This is a genomic window from Bacillus sp. AM1(2019), assembly GCF_009906915.1.
GTDB lineage: Bacteria > Bacillota > Bacilli > Bacillales > Bacillaceae > Bacillus > Bacillus velezensis.
Window position 1 is genome coordinate 2,388,915 of sequence record NZ_CP047644.1, and the last position, 16,006, is coordinate 2,404,920.

At 47.3% G+C, this 16,006-nt stretch carries 17 protein-coding genes; all 17 read right to left on the minus strand.

The window, feature by feature from the left end; genetic code table 11:
• Nucleotides 1-28 precede the first annotated feature (28 nt).
• The 17 genes from ypjB to trpE all read right to left on the minus strand — a co-directional run bounded on the left by ypjB (nt 29) and on the right by trpE (nt 15,869).
• Entirely contained in the window at nt 29-811 is a 783-nt protein-coding gene (gene ypjB / locus GNE05_RS11775; protein ID WP_021494234.1) for a sporulation protein YpjB, read from the minus strand.
• 67 nt (nt 812-878) lie between these two features.
• Nucleotides 879-1,472 carry a lipoprotein heptaprenylglyceryl N-acetyltransferase LhaT gene (locus GNE05_RS11780; RefSeq protein WP_021494235.1) on the minus strand — a complete coding sequence of 198 codons (594 nt, stop codon included), beginning with the start codon at nt 1,470-1,472 and terminating at the stop codon, nt 879-881.
• Nucleotides 1,473-1,579: 107 nt separating this feature from the next.
• On the minus strand, nt 1,580-2,347 hold the full coding sequence (locus GNE05_RS11785; RefSeq protein ID WP_007409471.1) for a menaquinol-cytochrome c reductase cytochrome b/c subunit: 768 nt from the start codon (nt 2,345-2,347) through the stop codon (nt 1,580-1,582).
• Between the two features lie 31 nt (nt 2,348-2,378).
• Complete coding sequence (gene qcrB / locus GNE05_RS11790) at nt 2,379-3,053, minus strand: menaquinol-cytochrome c reductase cytochrome b subunit (protein WP_003153485.1); 675 nt, start codon at nt 3,051-3,053, stop codon at nt 2,379-2,381.
• A gap of 1 nt (nt 3,054) precedes the next feature.
• Nucleotides 3,055-3,558 carry a Rieske (2Fe-2S) protein gene (locus GNE05_RS11795; protein WP_003153484.1) on the minus strand — a complete coding sequence of 168 codons (504 nt, stop codon included), beginning with the start codon at nt 3,556-3,558 and terminating at the stop codon, nt 3,055-3,057.
• A gap of 137 nt (nt 3,559-3,695) precedes the next feature.
• Nucleotides 3,696-4,142 (minus strand): YpiF family protein, encoded by a 447-nt coding sequence (locus tag GNE05_RS11800; RefSeq protein ID WP_072177157.1) that lies wholly within the window; start codon nt 4,140-4,142, stop codon nt 3,696-3,698.
• 54 nt (nt 4,143-4,196) lie between these two features.
• Nucleotides 4,197-4,736: a ReoY family proteolytic degradation factor gene (locus tag GNE05_RS11805; RefSeq protein ID WP_003153482.1), complete on the minus strand. Its 540-nt coding sequence runs from the start codon at nt 4,734-4,736 to the stop codon at nt 4,197-4,199.
• Between the two features lie 73 nt (nt 4,737-4,809).
• The gene (locus tag GNE05_RS11810; protein ID WP_014418250.1) at nt 4,810-6,081 is read right to left on the minus strand and encodes a tetratricopeptide repeat protein; all 1,272 of its coding nucleotides are present in this window, start codon (nt 6,079-6,081) and stop codon (nt 4,810-4,812) included.
• 317 nt (nt 6,082-6,398) lie between these two features.
• On the minus strand, nt 6,399-7,685 hold the full coding sequence (gene aroA / locus GNE05_RS11815; RefSeq protein WP_160182836.1) for a 3-phosphoshikimate 1-carboxyvinyltransferase: 1,287 nt from the start codon (nt 7,683-7,685) through the stop codon (nt 6,399-6,401).
• An 11-nt stretch (nt 7,686-7,696) separates the two neighbouring features.
• The gene (locus GNE05_RS11820) at nt 7,697-8,812 is read right to left on the minus strand and encodes a prephenate dehydrogenase (protein WP_160182837.1); all 1,116 of its coding nucleotides are present in this window, start codon (nt 8,810-8,812) and stop codon (nt 7,697-7,699) included.
• 51 nt (nt 8,813-8,863) lie between these two features.
• The gene (gene hisC, locus GNE05_RS11825; protein WP_014418253.1) at nt 8,864-9,946 is read right to left on the minus strand and encodes a histidinol-phosphate transaminase; all 1,083 of its coding nucleotides are present in this window, start codon (nt 9,944-9,946) and stop codon (nt 8,864-8,866) included.
• 11 nt (nt 9,947-9,957) lie between these two features.
• Complete coding sequence (trpA, locus tag GNE05_RS11830) at nt 9,958-10,755, minus strand: tryptophan synthase subunit alpha (protein WP_017418034.1); 798 nt, start codon at nt 10,753-10,755, stop codon at nt 9,958-9,960.
• Nucleotides 10,748-11,950, minus strand: a complete 1,203-nt coding sequence (gene trpB, locus GNE05_RS11835) for a tryptophan synthase subunit beta (RefSeq protein WP_014418255.1) — start codon at nt 11,948-11,950, stop codon at nt 10,748-10,750. The genes trpA and trpB overlap by 8 nt, the downstream gene beginning before the upstream one ends.
• Complete coding sequence (locus GNE05_RS11840; protein ID WP_160182838.1) at nt 11,931-12,584, minus strand: phosphoribosylanthranilate isomerase; 654 nt, start codon at nt 12,582-12,584, stop codon at nt 11,931-11,933. Before GNE05_RS11840 ends, trpB begins: the two co-directional genes overlap by 20 nt.
• A gap of 4 nt (nt 12,585-12,588) precedes the next feature.
• Nucleotides 12,589-13,341 carry an indole-3-glycerol phosphate synthase TrpC gene (gene trpC / locus GNE05_RS11845; protein WP_095060768.1) on the minus strand — a complete coding sequence of 251 codons (753 nt, stop codon included), beginning with the start codon at nt 13,339-13,341 and terminating at the stop codon, nt 12,589-12,591.
• The gene (gene trpD / locus GNE05_RS11850) at nt 13,334-14,350 is read right to left on the minus strand and encodes an anthranilate phosphoribosyltransferase (RefSeq protein WP_061862330.1); all 1,017 of its coding nucleotides are present in this window, start codon (nt 14,348-14,350) and stop codon (nt 13,334-13,336) included. Before trpD ends, trpC begins: the two co-directional genes overlap by 8 nt.
• Nucleotides 14,322-15,869: an anthranilate synthase component I gene (trpE, locus tag GNE05_RS11855; RefSeq protein WP_160182839.1), complete on the minus strand. Its 1,548-nt coding sequence runs from the start codon at nt 15,867-15,869 to the stop codon at nt 14,322-14,324. Before trpE ends, trpD begins: the two co-directional genes overlap by 29 nt.
• Nucleotides 15,870-16,006: the final 137 nt, after the last annotated feature.

The window sequence follows — 16,006 nt, forward strand, 5'->3', positions numbered from 1 at the left end:
GGCTTAGCTCCTTTACAGCAATTTGTGTTTATTTAGACTTAGGATACTCACGCTTTTTCTCTTTCTTTTTTTCCGCTCTGTATTTTCGGTAGCCGACATATGTCAGCGCAGTAATAATGATACCGCCTGTTGTCAGAATGACCCAGAGCAGCGAAGGATCAGCGTCATCCCGCTCCACCTTGTCAAAAACCCGCTTTAAATCCTGCTGCAGGAGCGTCAGACGCTCAAGCTTTGTTCCTTTTGTCATCTGCTGAAACCCTTCCTGCTCAATCACCTCGATATGTTTCGCCACCGTATCAAGCTGGCCGGCAGACACATCCATTGTCAGGCTGGGATAAATTAAATCATATAATGATATAAATTCATTCCACTTTTCATTGAAATTTTCACTTCCGTTTCCGCTGACATCTTCTTTTAAGGCGCTGAATGTCGCCATAATCGGTCTTTCAAGCGAACCCCACAGCGGATCGGAGTGGTCTTCCATCGCATCCATTACCAACCTGAACTGGGCGGCTGCCCGGATTTTTTCGTTATCTGAGGCGTCTGCCTGTTTCAGAACGCGCACTAAATCATTGAAACCCAGAGTCACCTGCCTGACTTCGGCGCCGCTCAGTGAGTTTACGTGTGTCATTTTTTTCTTAAAGTAGCCAAGCACTTGCAGAGCCTCATCATACTGCGAATGCCGCGTCATTTGGAAAACGGTATCCGAAAGGTCGTTCAGTTCCTTGAGACCGCCCTCATCTTCAGCTTTGGCAGTTGTGATGAAACACATAAGAGCAAGTAAAAGACAGATCGTCAGCTTTCGTTTCATAGAGGTCCCTCCCACTCCTTCTCTTTACAGAATATGAGGAGCGGGACAAGGTTAGACCAAGATTCTATCAGTGTAAGTCAAGCTTTATCCGTCTTTTGGAAATCACCAAATAGTATGCAAGGCCGAGTGAAAATATGCTCAGCCAGAATGTAGCATAGCCGATCTCTTGCATATAGTCATTGAGCATTGAGTAGCGGGGCATCATGCCGAAAAGATAATCAATGACATCATTATGAAGCGTCCAAACAGCGGCAGCGGCAAGATGCCATAACCGGAACCGAAAATACGGGCTGTATAAAACGCCTTGAACGGCCATGGCAAAATGTGAAGCAATCAGCATGTACCCTTCCCAAGGCATCTGCCCCATTTTGGCCAGCACAAAGACATTCATTCCGACCGCCCACAGCCCGTATTTTACAAGGGTTACAAGAGCCAGCGCTTCAAACAGCGGCGCGTTTCTTTTCATGAGAAATGCCAGAAGCACGAACAGGAAGAAAAACGTCGCCGTCGGGCTGTCAGGCACAAATATCAGAAATCGGAACGGCGTGTCCGCAAGCTGAGGCACATACCAATAATAGCCGTACACCGTACCGATAAAATTAACGGCAAGAACAAGCAGAAGCATGCCGCGCAACCCTAAAAGATAAGAAATCCACCTCATACCATCAACTCTCAGTCCGTAAAAAGTATGTATCATGCAAAAAAAGCTGACATCCGGTCAGCTCTTTTCATAAAAGTATATCCTGCTATTGTCTGCTTCACAATACGTTATTTCGCTGTCGTTTCAGAAATGAACTTCGCCAGCTGATCAAGCTGTTTGTCATTCCCTTTAAAAATACCGGCTGGCATCTGTCCTTTCCCTTTGACGGCGATTTTTTTAATTTCTTCCGGGCTCAGCCCGTTATCGACCAGGGACGGACCGGCGCTTCCGCCTTGAAGATTATCCCCGTGACAGGAAATACAGCCTTGTTCTTTAAATACCTTATAACCGTCTGATTCAGTATCAATGGCGGCTTCTTTTTTGATTTTCCCTTGCTCCTCCGCCTTCGCCCAGTCATGCGTCGCGACTGACTGCCACGTTAAAAAGACCGTAGCGCAAAGCGCCAAAAGCATCATCCCGACCGCAACCGGACGTTTCCACGGCCTTCTTTCAGACCCCCTGTCGAGAAACGGAGCCAAAAGCAGCGACCCGAAGGCAAGACCCGGTATAATCATCGCGCCGATAACGGTGTAGCTCCCTGCGGCATATTCATATTTTAATAGCTGGTATAAAAATAGAAAATACCAATCCGGCAGCGGAATATACCCTGTATCCGTCGGGTCCGCCACCCGTTCTAAAGGCGGCTCGTGCACAATCGTTAAAACGAGAAATCCAACGAGGAAAACGGCCCCGACCATCCATTCTTTCAGCAGGAAATTCGGCCAAAACGCCTCTGTCTTTCCAGGATACTCTGAATAGTCTTTCGGTATATTCGGTTTTTTTTCAGCCGGTATCCTTGAATCTCCTACAAACTTCATTCCTTTCCCCCGGTGCATGTCATCCCCTCCCTTTTATATCAGATTTGTATTAAAGCGGTCCTGAAATTCCCTGCTTGCGGATCATGACAAAGTGGGCGCCCATGAGCGCAAACAAAGCGGCAGGGAGAAAAAATACGTGAATCGCAAAAAATCTCGTCAGCGTTTGGGCGCCGACAATATCGTGGTGGCCGGCAAGAAGAGTTTTCACCTGCGCTCCGATCAATGGCGTCGCCTCCGCAATCTGAAGACCTACCTTTGTCGCAAACAGCGCCTTCATATCCCACGGAAGCAGATACCCTGTAAAACCGAGACCGAGCATCACAAAAAAGATCAGAACACCGACGATCCAGTTCAATTCCCGAGGCTTTTTATAAGCTCCCTGAAAGAAAACCCGCAGCGTATGTAAAAACATCATCACAATGACTAAACTTGCGCCCCAATGGTGCATACCCCTTACAATCTGCCCGAAAGCGACTTCATTCTGCAAATAATACACGGATTCCCACGCGTTTTTTATATCCGGCACATAATACATCGTTAAAAACATCCCGGACAGCACTTGGATAACGGTTACAAAAAACGTCAAACCGCCGAAACAATAGACAAAAGCCGAGAAATGGTGAGCGGGATTTACATGTTCCGGCACTTCATGGTCGGCGATATCCCGCCACATCGGCGTAATATCGAGACGTTCATCCACCCAGTCATAAATTTTATTCAGCATGTCACCCTTCCCCCCTAGGCTTTGCTTTTCCAAGATACAAAAAGCCGTCCTTTACTTTTTGCTCATAACGGTCAAGAGGCGCGAGCGGCGGCGTGCCCGGAACGTTCGTGCCGTCTTTTTCATACAGCCCGTAATGGCAGGGACAAAAGAATTTGTTCGGATTTTTAGGATCATTGTTCCAGTTTACGGTGCAGCCCAAATGTTTACAGATCGGAGAAAGCGCTATAATTTCATCCCCGTGCTTGTAAACCCAGGCTGACCTGGATTCTTCCGATTCGTACCAGGCGTCGACTTGATGAATTTTAAAGTCAAACCGCTTCGGCTCCTTCGTCAGCTCATCCACACTGACAACCTGCACCATTTTTTGATCTCCCGTCGGTTTTAATACCGGGTCCAGCGCAAAACGGACCATGGGCATAAGCGCACTGGCGGCCATAAATCCCCCCACGCCGGTGAGCGCATAGTTTAAAAATTGTCTTCTTGATATATCTTGTTTTCCGCCCATCTCTTCCCCCCCTAAAGATTGACCAAAAATTAACTAAAATAGAAAATAATTCAGAGATTTGACACCCTCATAATATATGAATCTTTCAGCAAGGTCAACAGAGGCAAAACGGGTGTTTTGCGGGATGTATGGAGTTTTTAAGAATTGTTCCACTTCTGTAACAAAACGTTCAAAATTTCTCCGCACTTGTCATCCGCTATTTTTCTCTTTAAAGAGTCTTTCATATGTTCAAACGGAACGGCAGGTATGTATATGACATCAGACTCTATTTCAGAATCCTTCCATTTTTCGTCTGCCGTCAGGAACAAGGCGTGCCGGAAGTTGGTCATCACCTCTTCTTTGAGTTTTTGAAGCAGGGCGATTTGTGATTGATCTATATCAACATATGTATAAGAGGGGAATAAATATACCCGTCCCTTCAATTGGCGCTCAAGCTCTTCAGAAAGCAATTGGGTGCTTTCCCCCTGTTCAACGGCCTCTTTTAAGCCTCCTGAAGATGTTATGGAAATTAACGGAATGACAGCGGTATCAATGTAATCCGCAGATTGTAAATAGGCATCGGCATCAGCGGCCCTCCATCTCATGTCTCGTTCCTCCTCTTTACGCAACAAGCCTTGCATACTCTGCAAGGCTGTCATTTATGTGAGCTGATTCAATTGGCGGGAAAGCTTTTCAAATGTTTCTTTGTCGTGGCGGTCCAGCGCCTCGTCGATATCTTTAAGCAGCTTTTCCCGCTGGAAAGTGGAAATGGCATGTTCTAATATTTTTTCAGCCATCCCCTGATCCTGTTTATTTTCAAACAGGTCTTTCGGCAGATGCGGATTTGATTCAAGAACAGCGGCATATTCCGGTGAGCTGTAGGCCGAACGGAAATTCAGCTGGATAAATAAATCCTGCTGTTTATTTAACCGGATGTCGTGAAAAGATTTTTCCGCGTCCGTAGTCATGACATTTTCTTTGTAAAACCTAAACGGCACCTCATCAACGCAATGAGTAGACATGATAATGCCTCGCGGGCAAAATTCGGCTTGTTCTACAAAATGGACTTTTTCCATTAATGAATCATGACTCATTAAATAATTTAAAATCCAGACGCACTCCCGGCGTTTAAGCTGATAATGATTTAAAAACCAACGGATAAAATCCTTTTTTTCATTGACAGAAACAGGGGTCTGCATGTAATTCCCTCCTCTATCGATCGTATAATCTGACATCACTTATACATTCAGCAAGCATGGTCCAAAATCCTGCTTATCTTAAAAATTCATCCTCTATCCGTAAGATTGTTTCTTCAAGCTCTTCGTTTGTTCCATCCATTGAAAGCACTTGTTTTAAAAGCGGCAGCGCTTCTTTCTGGAGGCCCTCTTCCAATAAGAAGTGAGCGTATTCATATAAGAAATCCCGATCATCCTGATAATGGAGATACGCAGCTTCGAAGCTTTTTTTCGCTTCAGCGTATTGCTCAAGGCCTGTATAGGCACCCGCCAAATACCAATTGTATTTCGGATCTTCTTCTCCGTAGCCGCGGACTTCCTGAATCAGATCAATAATCTCTTCAAAGCTTTCTTCTTTATGATAGACGGCTAAAAGCGTATGGAGCGCTTCCACGTAACCCGGATCGAGCGCCAGCGCTTCCTGAAGAAGCTTTTTGCCTTCCTCTTCGTTGCCGAGCTTTAACGCCATTTTCGCCGCATAGAGAAAAAGCTCTTTATTGTATTCATCGTAAGTAATACCTTCTTTAGCGGTTTTTAATGCATCTTCATACATGCCTTCTGCCTCATAGCTTTTTGCAAGCGGCATATAAAGCGATGAATAGGAAGGGTCAAGCCCTTTTAAATCAGACAGCTGCTTGATGGCTGTTTTGACCATTCCCGCCTGATAGGCTGTGAACCCGTATCCGAAAATCGTATTCGGTTCTGTATGTTCTGCCGCCGCTTTTTCATACCATGAAATCGCTTCCTCAAATTCGCCCGCCGCGCTCAATGACTCAGCCAGCCTCTGATGAACATTTACGCCGCCGATTTCGTGCCGTTCTTTTGCCGTCTCTTCATAGTACGGAACGGCTTTTGCGTATGACCCCTGAGTGAAGTATAATTCCCCCAGAGCGAAATCAATAACAGGTTCATCTTGTAACATCGCTTTCGCCTGTAACAGCTTTTGCTCACTTACTTCAAATAAGCCCTGCATCTGATACAGATCAGCCATTAAAAGAAGGCTTTCCGCGTAAGACGGGTCTTCCGGAGAAATCGTCTCCAGCACCTCAAGAGCTTTTTCTTCTTCATCAATATCTATTAACAATTCGGCGTAAAAATTCGTCAGCTCAGACTCATCCGGATAAAGGTCATGCAGATCACTGATCAGCGCTAACGCTTTTTCGGCGTTTCCCCATTCATAGTAGAGCTGGGCTGCAATGGCTTTGTCTTCGTCATGAAGCTGCGTTTCAGCTTTTGAAAGCGCTTTGAGTCCCTTTTCGGTTTCACCTGCTTCAACTAATTTTATGGCTTCTTGAATCAATGTATTCAAATCAGACCGGTCCTTTCTTTTCCTATACCTCATCAACCAATGAAAAGGGTTTTTATTCGGGTTATTCTTATCATAATTCAGACAGGGCCTGCCCGCAAATAAGATGCTTCACCCGGCATTATAGTTTATCAGAAAATGGTTAAGAGGAAAACGGCAAAAAAGGGGACGGCATCTTTATACGCAAACAGCGCAATTTGTTCCGGCTGTTTCTGTAACGAAAACGCATTCCCCCTTTCTTTTATTTTTCTGTTTAAGACAAGCTATGTCAAAGCCCAAGATTTTATGACTCATGAAGAAAAAAGCCCGAAGAATCGTCTTCAGGCTTTTTTGGCTAATTGATCTAAATGCTCAAAAAATGACGGATATGAGATATGGATCGCCTCAGTATCACGGATGTCAATCGGCTCTTCTGTCAGGCATGAAGCGATACCGAGCATCATGCCGATGCGGTGGTCGCCGTGGCTTGACACATCGGCTCCGCCCGCAAGCGTTTTTTTGCCGTGTATTTTCATGCCGTCTTCAGTCGGTTCAATGTCTGCACCGATTTTCCGGAGCTCTGATACGACGGTGTCGATCCGGTTCGTTTCCTTCACCTTCAGCTCCGCAGCGTCTTTAATGACAGTTGTGCCTTCAGCCTGCGTTGCCAAAAGGGCGATAATCGGGATCTCGTCAATTAAACGGGGAATGATTTCTCCGCCGATTTCTGCCGCTTTCAGATCTGAAGTTTCAATAACCAGGTCTCCGTAAGGCTCCGCGCTGTCCGCTTCTGAAGGAATCACTTCAAGTGAAGCCCCCATTTGCTTTAAGACATCAATCATTCCCGTGCGTGTCGGATTCAGGCCGACATTTTTCAGCACAATCCGGCTTCCGGGAACGACAGCACCTGCGGCGAGGAAAAAGGCTGCTGAAGAAATATCGCCGGGCACGAAAATATCAGCCCCCCGAAGCTTCTGACCGCCCGTTACGGAAGCGCTCGTCTCCGTTTCCGCAAGCTTGGCGCCAAAAGCGTTCAGCATCCGTTCCGTATGGTCTCTTGATTTATGAGGCTCAGTGACGGTTGTCGTCCCTTCAGCCTGCAATCCGGCAAGCAGCACGGCGGATTTGATCTGCGCGCTTGCAACAGGGGAGACGTAATCAATGCCTTTCAATTGTCCGCCTCTTACGGATAAAGGCGTAAATCCTCCGTCCGCTCTTCCGTCAATCGCGGCTCCCATCTGTTTTAAAGGCTCTGTCACCCTCTTCATCGGGCGCTTTGCAATGCTTTCGTCCCCCGCTACCGTACTGTGAAATGGGCGTCCGGCTAAAATGCCGAGCATCAGGCGGATGGTCGTGCCGGAATTTCCGACATCAAGAAGGCTGTCAGGCTCACTAAGTGCGTCAATGCCCTTCCCGTATATCGTTACATCACTTCCGTTTTGTTCAATGGAGACACCCATTTTTCTGAAGCAGGCAATGGTGCTCAGACAATCGGCTCCGGGCAAAAAGTTTTTTACCGTTGTCGTTCCTTCCGCAAGCGCTCCGAACATAACAGAACGGTGGGAGATGGATTTATCCCCCGGAATATGAATTTCACCGTTTAAAGACGTCACTTTTTCTCTTTTCAATGTTTTCCACCTCAGTCAGCGTAAAATGTGTCATATTTAGCGCGGGATTGAATGCAGGTTTCCGCCCGCTTCCTGTCATCATCAGTCTGGAAACTGATTCTGAGAATTCCGTTAATATCTTCTCTTGTTTCGATAATGCGGATGTTGGTGATACTGATTTTTTCTTCTGCCAATATCGCCGTAATTTCCGAAATGACCCCCGGATGATCGGGAACATCGACATAAAGGTCATAAAAGGACGGGATCGCTCCTTTTTGACGGAGCGGCAGACCGTCGCGATAATCTTTCGCTTTTTTAAAATATCCGAACAGGCTGTCCGCATCTTCATTTTCTACATAAGATTCGATCGTGTCAATCTCCCGTTTCCATTCTTCGAAGCGGTCAAGCAGTTTATCTTTGTTATGAAGAAGTATGTCCCTCCACATCGCCGGACTGCTTGAGGCGATCCTGGTGATGTCCCGAAAACCGCCGGCTGCGAAACGTTTCAAAAACGGATAATCTTCTTCAGCATGATGAGCCTGATGTACGAGGCTTGCAGCAACGATATGAGGGAAATGGCTGATGACGCTCGTTACGCCGTCATGCTCCTCGGGAGTCATCTCCACAAAGTGGGCGTTTGCCGCTTTCAAGAGTTCCTTCAGATGCGTTACTGACTCTTTAGAAGTTGATTTTCCGGGTGTTAAAATGTAAAACGCATTTTCGAATAAAAATTCTTTCGCGGCAGCGGCCCCGGATTTATGAGATCCCGCCATCGGATGGCCGCCGACAAATTGATAGTGAGCCGGAAGCACTTTGTCGGCGTAGCTGACGACTTTCTGTTTCGTGCTGCCGACATCCGTAATCAGGAGTTCATGGGTGATGTCTGATTCGGCCAGGACATCGAGCATTTTCAGCGTTTGGGCGACAGGCGTGGCGATAATGACAACAGACGCTTGCTGCGCCCCTTCCGTAAATGAGCCGGCCCGCTCGTCAATAATTCCGAGCTTCAGCGCGGCAGTGAGCTGTTCTTCCGAAATATCCACACCGATAATCCGTTTATGCGGATGCTCCTTTTTGATGGCCAATGCGATCGATCCGCCGATCAGCCCGATCCCCGCAAGCAATATAGTATCCTTCATTTCACTCATTTCCTTTTTCAACTATTTTAATAGAGCAAAGAGGTGATGCCTGATCACCTCTTATAATATTGCAGCTAAAATTGTGAGAATTTCCTCATTCTGCTCTTTCGTACCGACCGTAATCCTTAACGCTGTCGGAAATCCGAGCGCCTGTCCTGAGCGGACGATATATCCTTTTTCCAACAGGGCTTGGAACAGTTCATCCGCCGGGCGGTTAAAATCAATGAGCACAAAGTTGGTTTGTGAAGGATAACAAGTTAATCCGTGAGTTTCTGCAAAATCATAATACTGCTTAAGGCCTGCTTTATTTTTCTCGACGCATTCCTGAATAAATGTCTGGTCATCAAGCGCTGCCAGTGCCGAAGCCTGACCGATTCTGCTCGTATTGAACGGCTCTCTCGCCGGTTCAATCTGGCGGATCAGCGCTTCGTCCGCAATGCCGTATCCGACACGCAGCGCGGCAAGTCCGTACGCTTTAGAGAAGGTGCGGAGGATCATGACATTCGCATATTGCTTTAAAAGCGGAATGCTTTCTGGGTAATCTTCCGCCGTAACATACTCGTAGTACGCTTCATCAAGTACAACGAGTATATGCTCGGGAACTCTGTTTAAAAAGGCAATTAGCTCTTGCTCAGAAGTATATGTCCCCGTCGGATTATTGGGGTTGCATACCCATATGACTTTCGTCTTGCCGTCAATTGCTTCCAGCATCCGGTCCAAATCATGAGCGCCGTCACTGCGGAGCGGCACCTCGCGCACCTCAGCGCCTTCAATCACCGCATTGTGTCTGTATTGCGGGAAAGTCGGGGCGGCGGTAATCGTGTTTGCCTGATCATTTAATAAAGAACGGCAGATAATCTGCACAAGCTCATCAGAGCCGTTGCCGAAAATAATAGAAGATTCACTGACCTGCAGATGCTCACTGAGCCGCGTTCTCAAAGCGGCACTGTAACCGTCGGGATACAGCGCAAGCTGCTCAATCTCCTGATGCAGCGCATCTTTAGCGGCCTGTGAACAGCCGAACGGATTTTCGTTAGAAGCGAGTTTTACTACTTTCTCAAGCCCGTATTCCATTTTCACTTCTTCTATTGGTTTGCCCGGCTGATACGGTTTCAGCTGCCGCAGCTGTTCTTTAATCTGCAAATCCAGTCACCTCATTTTACACTGTACAGTCGTCCGAACGTCTTTGCGTATTCTTCAAATTCAAGAAGCGCATCAGCTCTTGTTCCGGGATTCACAAGCTTTGTTTTAAGCTCTTCAACTTTTTTGACAAGCGCGCTGCCGACAACGACACCGTCAGATATTTCATTCATCCTGTCAACCTGTTTGCGGTTTGAAATGCCAAAACCGACCGCCACCGGAACAGAGCTGAATTCTTTCACCTTACGAATGAAAGAGTATACAGACGGATCGAATTCGCTGCGTACGCCCGTCACTCCTAAAGAGGATACACAATACACAAAGCCGCAGGCCTGTTCAGTAATTATTTTCAAACGGTCTTCACTTGTCGGCGCAACCAGTGAGATATAAGCGATGTTCTCCTTTTTGCATGTCATTTGCAAAAGGGCGCTTTCCTCTAATGGAAGGTCGGGTACAAGCAGACCGTCTATGTCGTTTTCCCGCAGTAAAGCGAAAAAGTATTCTTTTTCTAATTGTAACACAGGATTATAATACGTAAAGAGGATAATTGGAATATGAACGCCGTTTTTTTTCATTTTGCCGCCAAGTTCAATTGCTTTTACGATATTCATTCCGTTTTCCAGAGCCCGTTTTGAAGCCCGTTGTATGACGGGTCCGTCCGCGAGCGGATCTGTGTAAGGAACGCCGATTTCAAGGGCAGAAGCGCCTGCATTCTGCAATGATATTGCCAGCTCAACAGAAATGTCAGGAAGCGGATCGCCAGCTGTAATAAAAGGGATAAATAATTTTTCAGAATCTCGCAGATTAAACATGTGTCTCCACCCCGTTTTCCAAAACATTCATCAGCGTATGAACGTCTTTATCTCCTCTTCCCGATAAACTGACGAGAATGATTTTATCTTTATCCATGTCTTTTGCCATTTCAAACGCTTTTGCCAGAGCGTGGGCAGATTCAATAGCCGGAAGAATACCTTCTGTTTCAGAAAGCAGACGTAACGCGGCAATCGCTTCATCGTCTGTCACGCTTTCGTACGTTACACGGCCGCTTTTATGCAGATAGGCGTGCTCAGGGCCGATCCCCGGGTAATCAAGGCCTGCTGAAATGGAATACGGTTCGATAATCTGCCCGTATTCATCTTGTATTAAATAGGTCATTGAACCGTGAATCACCCCGAGCGTCCCTTTTGCGATCGTTGCCGCATGCAGCGGCGTATCAATTCCTTTTCCGGCCGCCTCGGCGCCGATCAGCTCAGTATCTTCGTCTAAAAAGGCCTGAAAAATGCCCATCGCATTGCTTCCGCCGCCGACACATGCAACAACCTTATCCGGGAGCGTTCCTTCAACCCGGCGGAGCTGTTCTTTCGCTTCCTCGCCGATGATTTTCTGGAATTCGCGAACGATATACGGATACGGGTGCGGCCCCACTACAGAACCGATAAGGTAGAAATGATCTTCACAATGCTGGACCCAATACCTGATTGCCTCATTCGTCGCATCTTTCAGCGTGCCGTTGCCGCTTGTGACCGGCACCACTTCCGCGCCGAGCAGTTTCATCCGGAATACGTTCAGCGACTGGCGTGCAACGTCTTCTTCACCCATAAAAACCGTACACTTAAAACCGAATTTTGCGGCGGCTGTCGCGGCAGCCACACCGTGCTGTCCCGCACCGGTTTCGGCGATGATTTTCGTTTTGCCCATCTTTTTGGCAAGCAGAATCTGGCCTAGCGCGTTGTTAATTTTATGAGAGCCGGTATGGTTTAAATCTTCTCTTTTCAGATAGATTTTCGCCCCTCCCAAATACTCCGACACCCTGTCTGCGAACGTTAATGCGGTCGGTCTTCCGGAGTAATCAAACAATAGTTTTTTATATTCGGCATGAAAAACGGGATCATTCTTTAATTCTGTGAAAGCCGTTTCGATTTCCTCAAGGGGCCGCATCAATGTTTCAGGGACAAATTTGCCGCCGAATTCGCCGTATCTTCCGATTTCATTTGGATATGGATACATAGTGGTTCATCCTTTCTTCTAAAAGCCGGATCAGTGTTTGATCCTTTTGTCCGTTTTTTTCAATTCCGCTGGCAAGATCTATACCGCACGGACGCGATCTCAGTAAGCCGGTAATCGTTTCAGGATTAACGCCGCCCGCGATAAAACAGCGCTTGTTTGCATTTTGAGCCTGCTTTCGGTACAAGGGGACACGGACCCATGAAAACGCGATTCCCGTGCCGCCTCTCATTCCTTTTACTGAAGAATCAATGACATAGCCGTCGACAGCAGGTGCAAATTGAGCCATCTGACGTAGCGTCCCTTCCCCGTGATGGAGCGCTTTCCATATCTCCGAGCGCACAAGCGGACGGAGGAGGAGGGCATCCTCAGGCGATTCATCACCGTGAAGCTGGATGACGTCAAGTGCCAGATCAGAGGCGATTTGCGCGATGTTTTCTATCGTTTCATTTACAAATACTCCGACATGTTTCTTGTCTGTCCGGACCTGCTCTTTCCATTTCCGGACCTCATCCGGCGTTACTCTCCGTTTGCTTGCGGCAAAAATAAATCCCAGATAATCCGCTTCTGAAGCTGCCGCAAGTTCATAATCACGCTTCGATCGTATTCCGCAGTACTTTAACTCAGGCTTTTTCATATCGTCACTCTCCGAACAGTCCGCGGATCGCCTTTTGCTGCGAATCCTCTCTCATTAAGGATTCTCCGGCCAATACAGCCTGCGCCCCGTGCTTGTTGACAAATTGCAGGTCAGCCAAAGAACCGATGCCGCTTTCGCTGACCAGCAGGCAGCCGTCCGGTACAAGCTGCGCTATTTTTTCCGTTTGCGAAACAGAAGTACGGAACGTTTTTAAGTCCCGGTTGTTTATGCCGAGAATGTCCGGCTGAAACACTTGTAAAATCCGTTCAAGCACAGTTTCATCATGGACTTCAACGAGAACGTCCATGCCCTTCTCGCGGGCTTCCAGATAAAGCTCATGAAGCTCTGAAGGTTCCAGCGCTTCCCCGATCAGCAAAATGGCATCGGCGCCGATCCTGAACGATTCCTCCACCTGAAGGGGATCAATAATAAAATCTTTTCTCAGCACGGGAAGAGACACGGTTTGTTTAACATCTGTCAGAAATTGATTTCTCCCCTGAAAAAAACGGGTATCCGTGAGAACTGAAAGGGCGTCGGCTTTAGCCGCTTCATAATCCGCCGCAATCGTTTCCGGAACAAAATGCTCTTTAATCAATCCTTTAGACGGCGAAGCTTTTTTCACTTCGGCAATCAGCCCGATAAAACGGTTCGGGTTCAGGAGCGCTTTTTTAAAGGATCTCCGTTCAATTTGACAGGTTTCCGGCAGCACGATGGATTTGATTTCTTCTTTTTTCTGCTGAATGATTTGATCAAGCATACATTTCTTCCTCTTTCTGTTTCAGACGTTCGAGCTGCCTTTTGGCATCTCCGTTTTGAATCGCTTCTAAGGCGGTTTTCGTTCCTTCTTTCAGATCGTTTGCAAGACCTGCCGTATAAATGGCCGCGCCCGCATTTAAGGCGGTAATATGCAGAGCGGATGACGGAGCTTTATTTGCAAAAATATTCTGAATGAGGAGCGCGCTTTCTTCCGATGAACTCACTTGAATATCCTTCAATGAACCTTCTGCAAAACCGAATTGTTCAGGTGAAACGGAATATTCCAGACGTTCACCGTTTTTCAGTTCAATGATATCGGTCGGTGCTGAGATGGACAATTCATCTAATCCGTCACGGGCAGAGACAAGCATGACGTGTCTGACATCAAATTGTTCCAAAGCGCTTGCCATCAGGCGCGCTTTATCAAATGAATAGACGCCGATCACCTGCCGCTTCACCTGCAGCGGGTTGCTGAGCGGGCCCAGCAGATTAAATACGGTTCGGAAGCCAAGCTCTTTTCTTGCGGCGGCGACGTACTTCATTGACGAATGAAACAGCGGCGCAAACAAAAACCCCATTTGTTTCGTTTCAATGCTGCGTTTGACGCTGTCTGGTGTGGCTTGAATGGAAACACCCAGTTTTTCCAGCACATCCGCGCTGCCGCTTTTAGACGAAACGGAGCGATTTCCGTGCTTGGCAACTTTAGCTCCGGCGGCAGAAGCTGTAATCGCCGCTGCCGTGGATATGTTAAACGTAGAAATCCCGTCTCCGCCTGTTCCGCACGTATCAACGACATCCGCCAAGCCACCTGATGTCTGTGCCCGCGCCCGCATCACTTTTACAAATCCGGCAAGCTCCTCCGCCGTTTCACCCCGGTGGGCTAATACCGATAAAATCCCGCCGATCTCAGACTGCGACATGTCCCCGTTCACCATCATCTCCATCAGCTTTTCGGCTTCTCCAATTTTCAGCGTACGGCCATTAACGCACGATTGCAGAAATTTGTTCATCCGTCTTCTCCTCCCCGCCAGAAAAGATGTCTTCTGCGATTTGAATCGTTTTTAAAAGCGCCCCCGCTTTGTTACAGCTCTCTTCATATTCGGCTTCCGGGACGGAATCGGCGACTATTCCCGCGCCCGCCTGCACCGACGCCGTACCGTTTTTGACACTCATGGTGCGGATGGTAATACACGAATCAATTGACCCGTCAAATCCGATATAAGCGATACATCCGCCGTAGGTTTCTCTGGAAGTCGGTTCTAATTCATTTAAAAGCTGCATCGCGCGGATTTTCGGAGCGCCCGTGAGTGTTCCTGCCGGGAATGCCGACATCAGCGCGTCAACGGGATGGACGCCCTGCTTTAAACGGCCGGTTACAATAGAGATGATGTGCATCACATGTGAAAAAGAAACGACCTTTGTGAATTTCGGAACGGCTACGGAACCGTACTCCGCAACTCTGCCGATGTCATTGCGCGCAAGATCGACGAGCATGTAATGTTCAGCTTTTTCTTTTTCGTCATTCATCAGCTCTTTTTTCAGGCGTTCATCTTCTTTTTTTCCGGCGCCCCTTCTTCTCGTTCCGGCAATCGGATGAATTTCCAGGTGCCTGTCATGCACGCGGATCAGACGTTCAGGCGAACTCCCGACAATGTCTCTGTCAGGCAGTTTGATATAGTACATATAGGGTGAAGGATTGATGATGCGGAGCACCCTGTACAGCTCAAATGAATGTCTGGATACCGGAATGTCAAACTTTTGCGAAAGCACCCCTTGAAAAATGTCTCCCGCTTTTATATATTCTTTCAGTTTATTGACGCCGGCCATAAACTCTTCTTTCGTATAATTGGATGTCACATCGGCAAAACTTGGCGTGTCAAACGTTTCTTTAGAAAAAAACGGCTCTTTCATATCTTTCGATTCTGTCAAAATACCGATAAGCTTACGAAGCTCCGCGCAATTTTCTTTAAAAACGGCCCGCTTTTCTTCCTCCGTCTCCCGGCCGTTAAGCTCCGCATACTGAATGAAATGCACTTGTTTCGTTTCGTGGTCGTACGCGATGATTTTCCGGCAGACAAACAGCATGCATTTTTCGAAATCTGTTTCTTTCGCGTGGCTTGGCACGGAAGGCTCAATCAAAGGAATCATGTCATAGCTCAGATAACCGACCGCCCCTCCCGAAAATGGGATATCAAGCTCGGGTGTTTTAATGCGGAAGCTCTCATTCATCCAGTCAAGCACGGCTTTTAATTCTCCGCCTTCAAACAGCGTATGCCCATTTGGATCAGCGGCAGTGAATGTGTCATGACTCTCTTTAATGGTGATAAAAGGATCGAGGCCGATAAAAGAGTATCTCGACCAGCTTGACGACTCATCCTTGCTTTCTAAAAGATACGTAATGTTTCTGTCCAGTTTTTCAACCATCTGAATGGGTGTGATCGTGTCGACCGTAAAAGTCTCTGCGATTGGAATGGTGCGGTGTGTCAGACTGTCCTTTAAAAATAAAGAAACATCCGATTGTAAATTCATGATTCTCCTCCTTACGGTAAGGAGAATGAGATGAAGAGTGAGAGGAGTCTTGCGTATAAGAAATAAACCCAAAAGAAAGGCTTCTTTTGGGCAGAATAAAAACGTGTTTATCTCAGCTCAGCTAAACTCATTCTCTG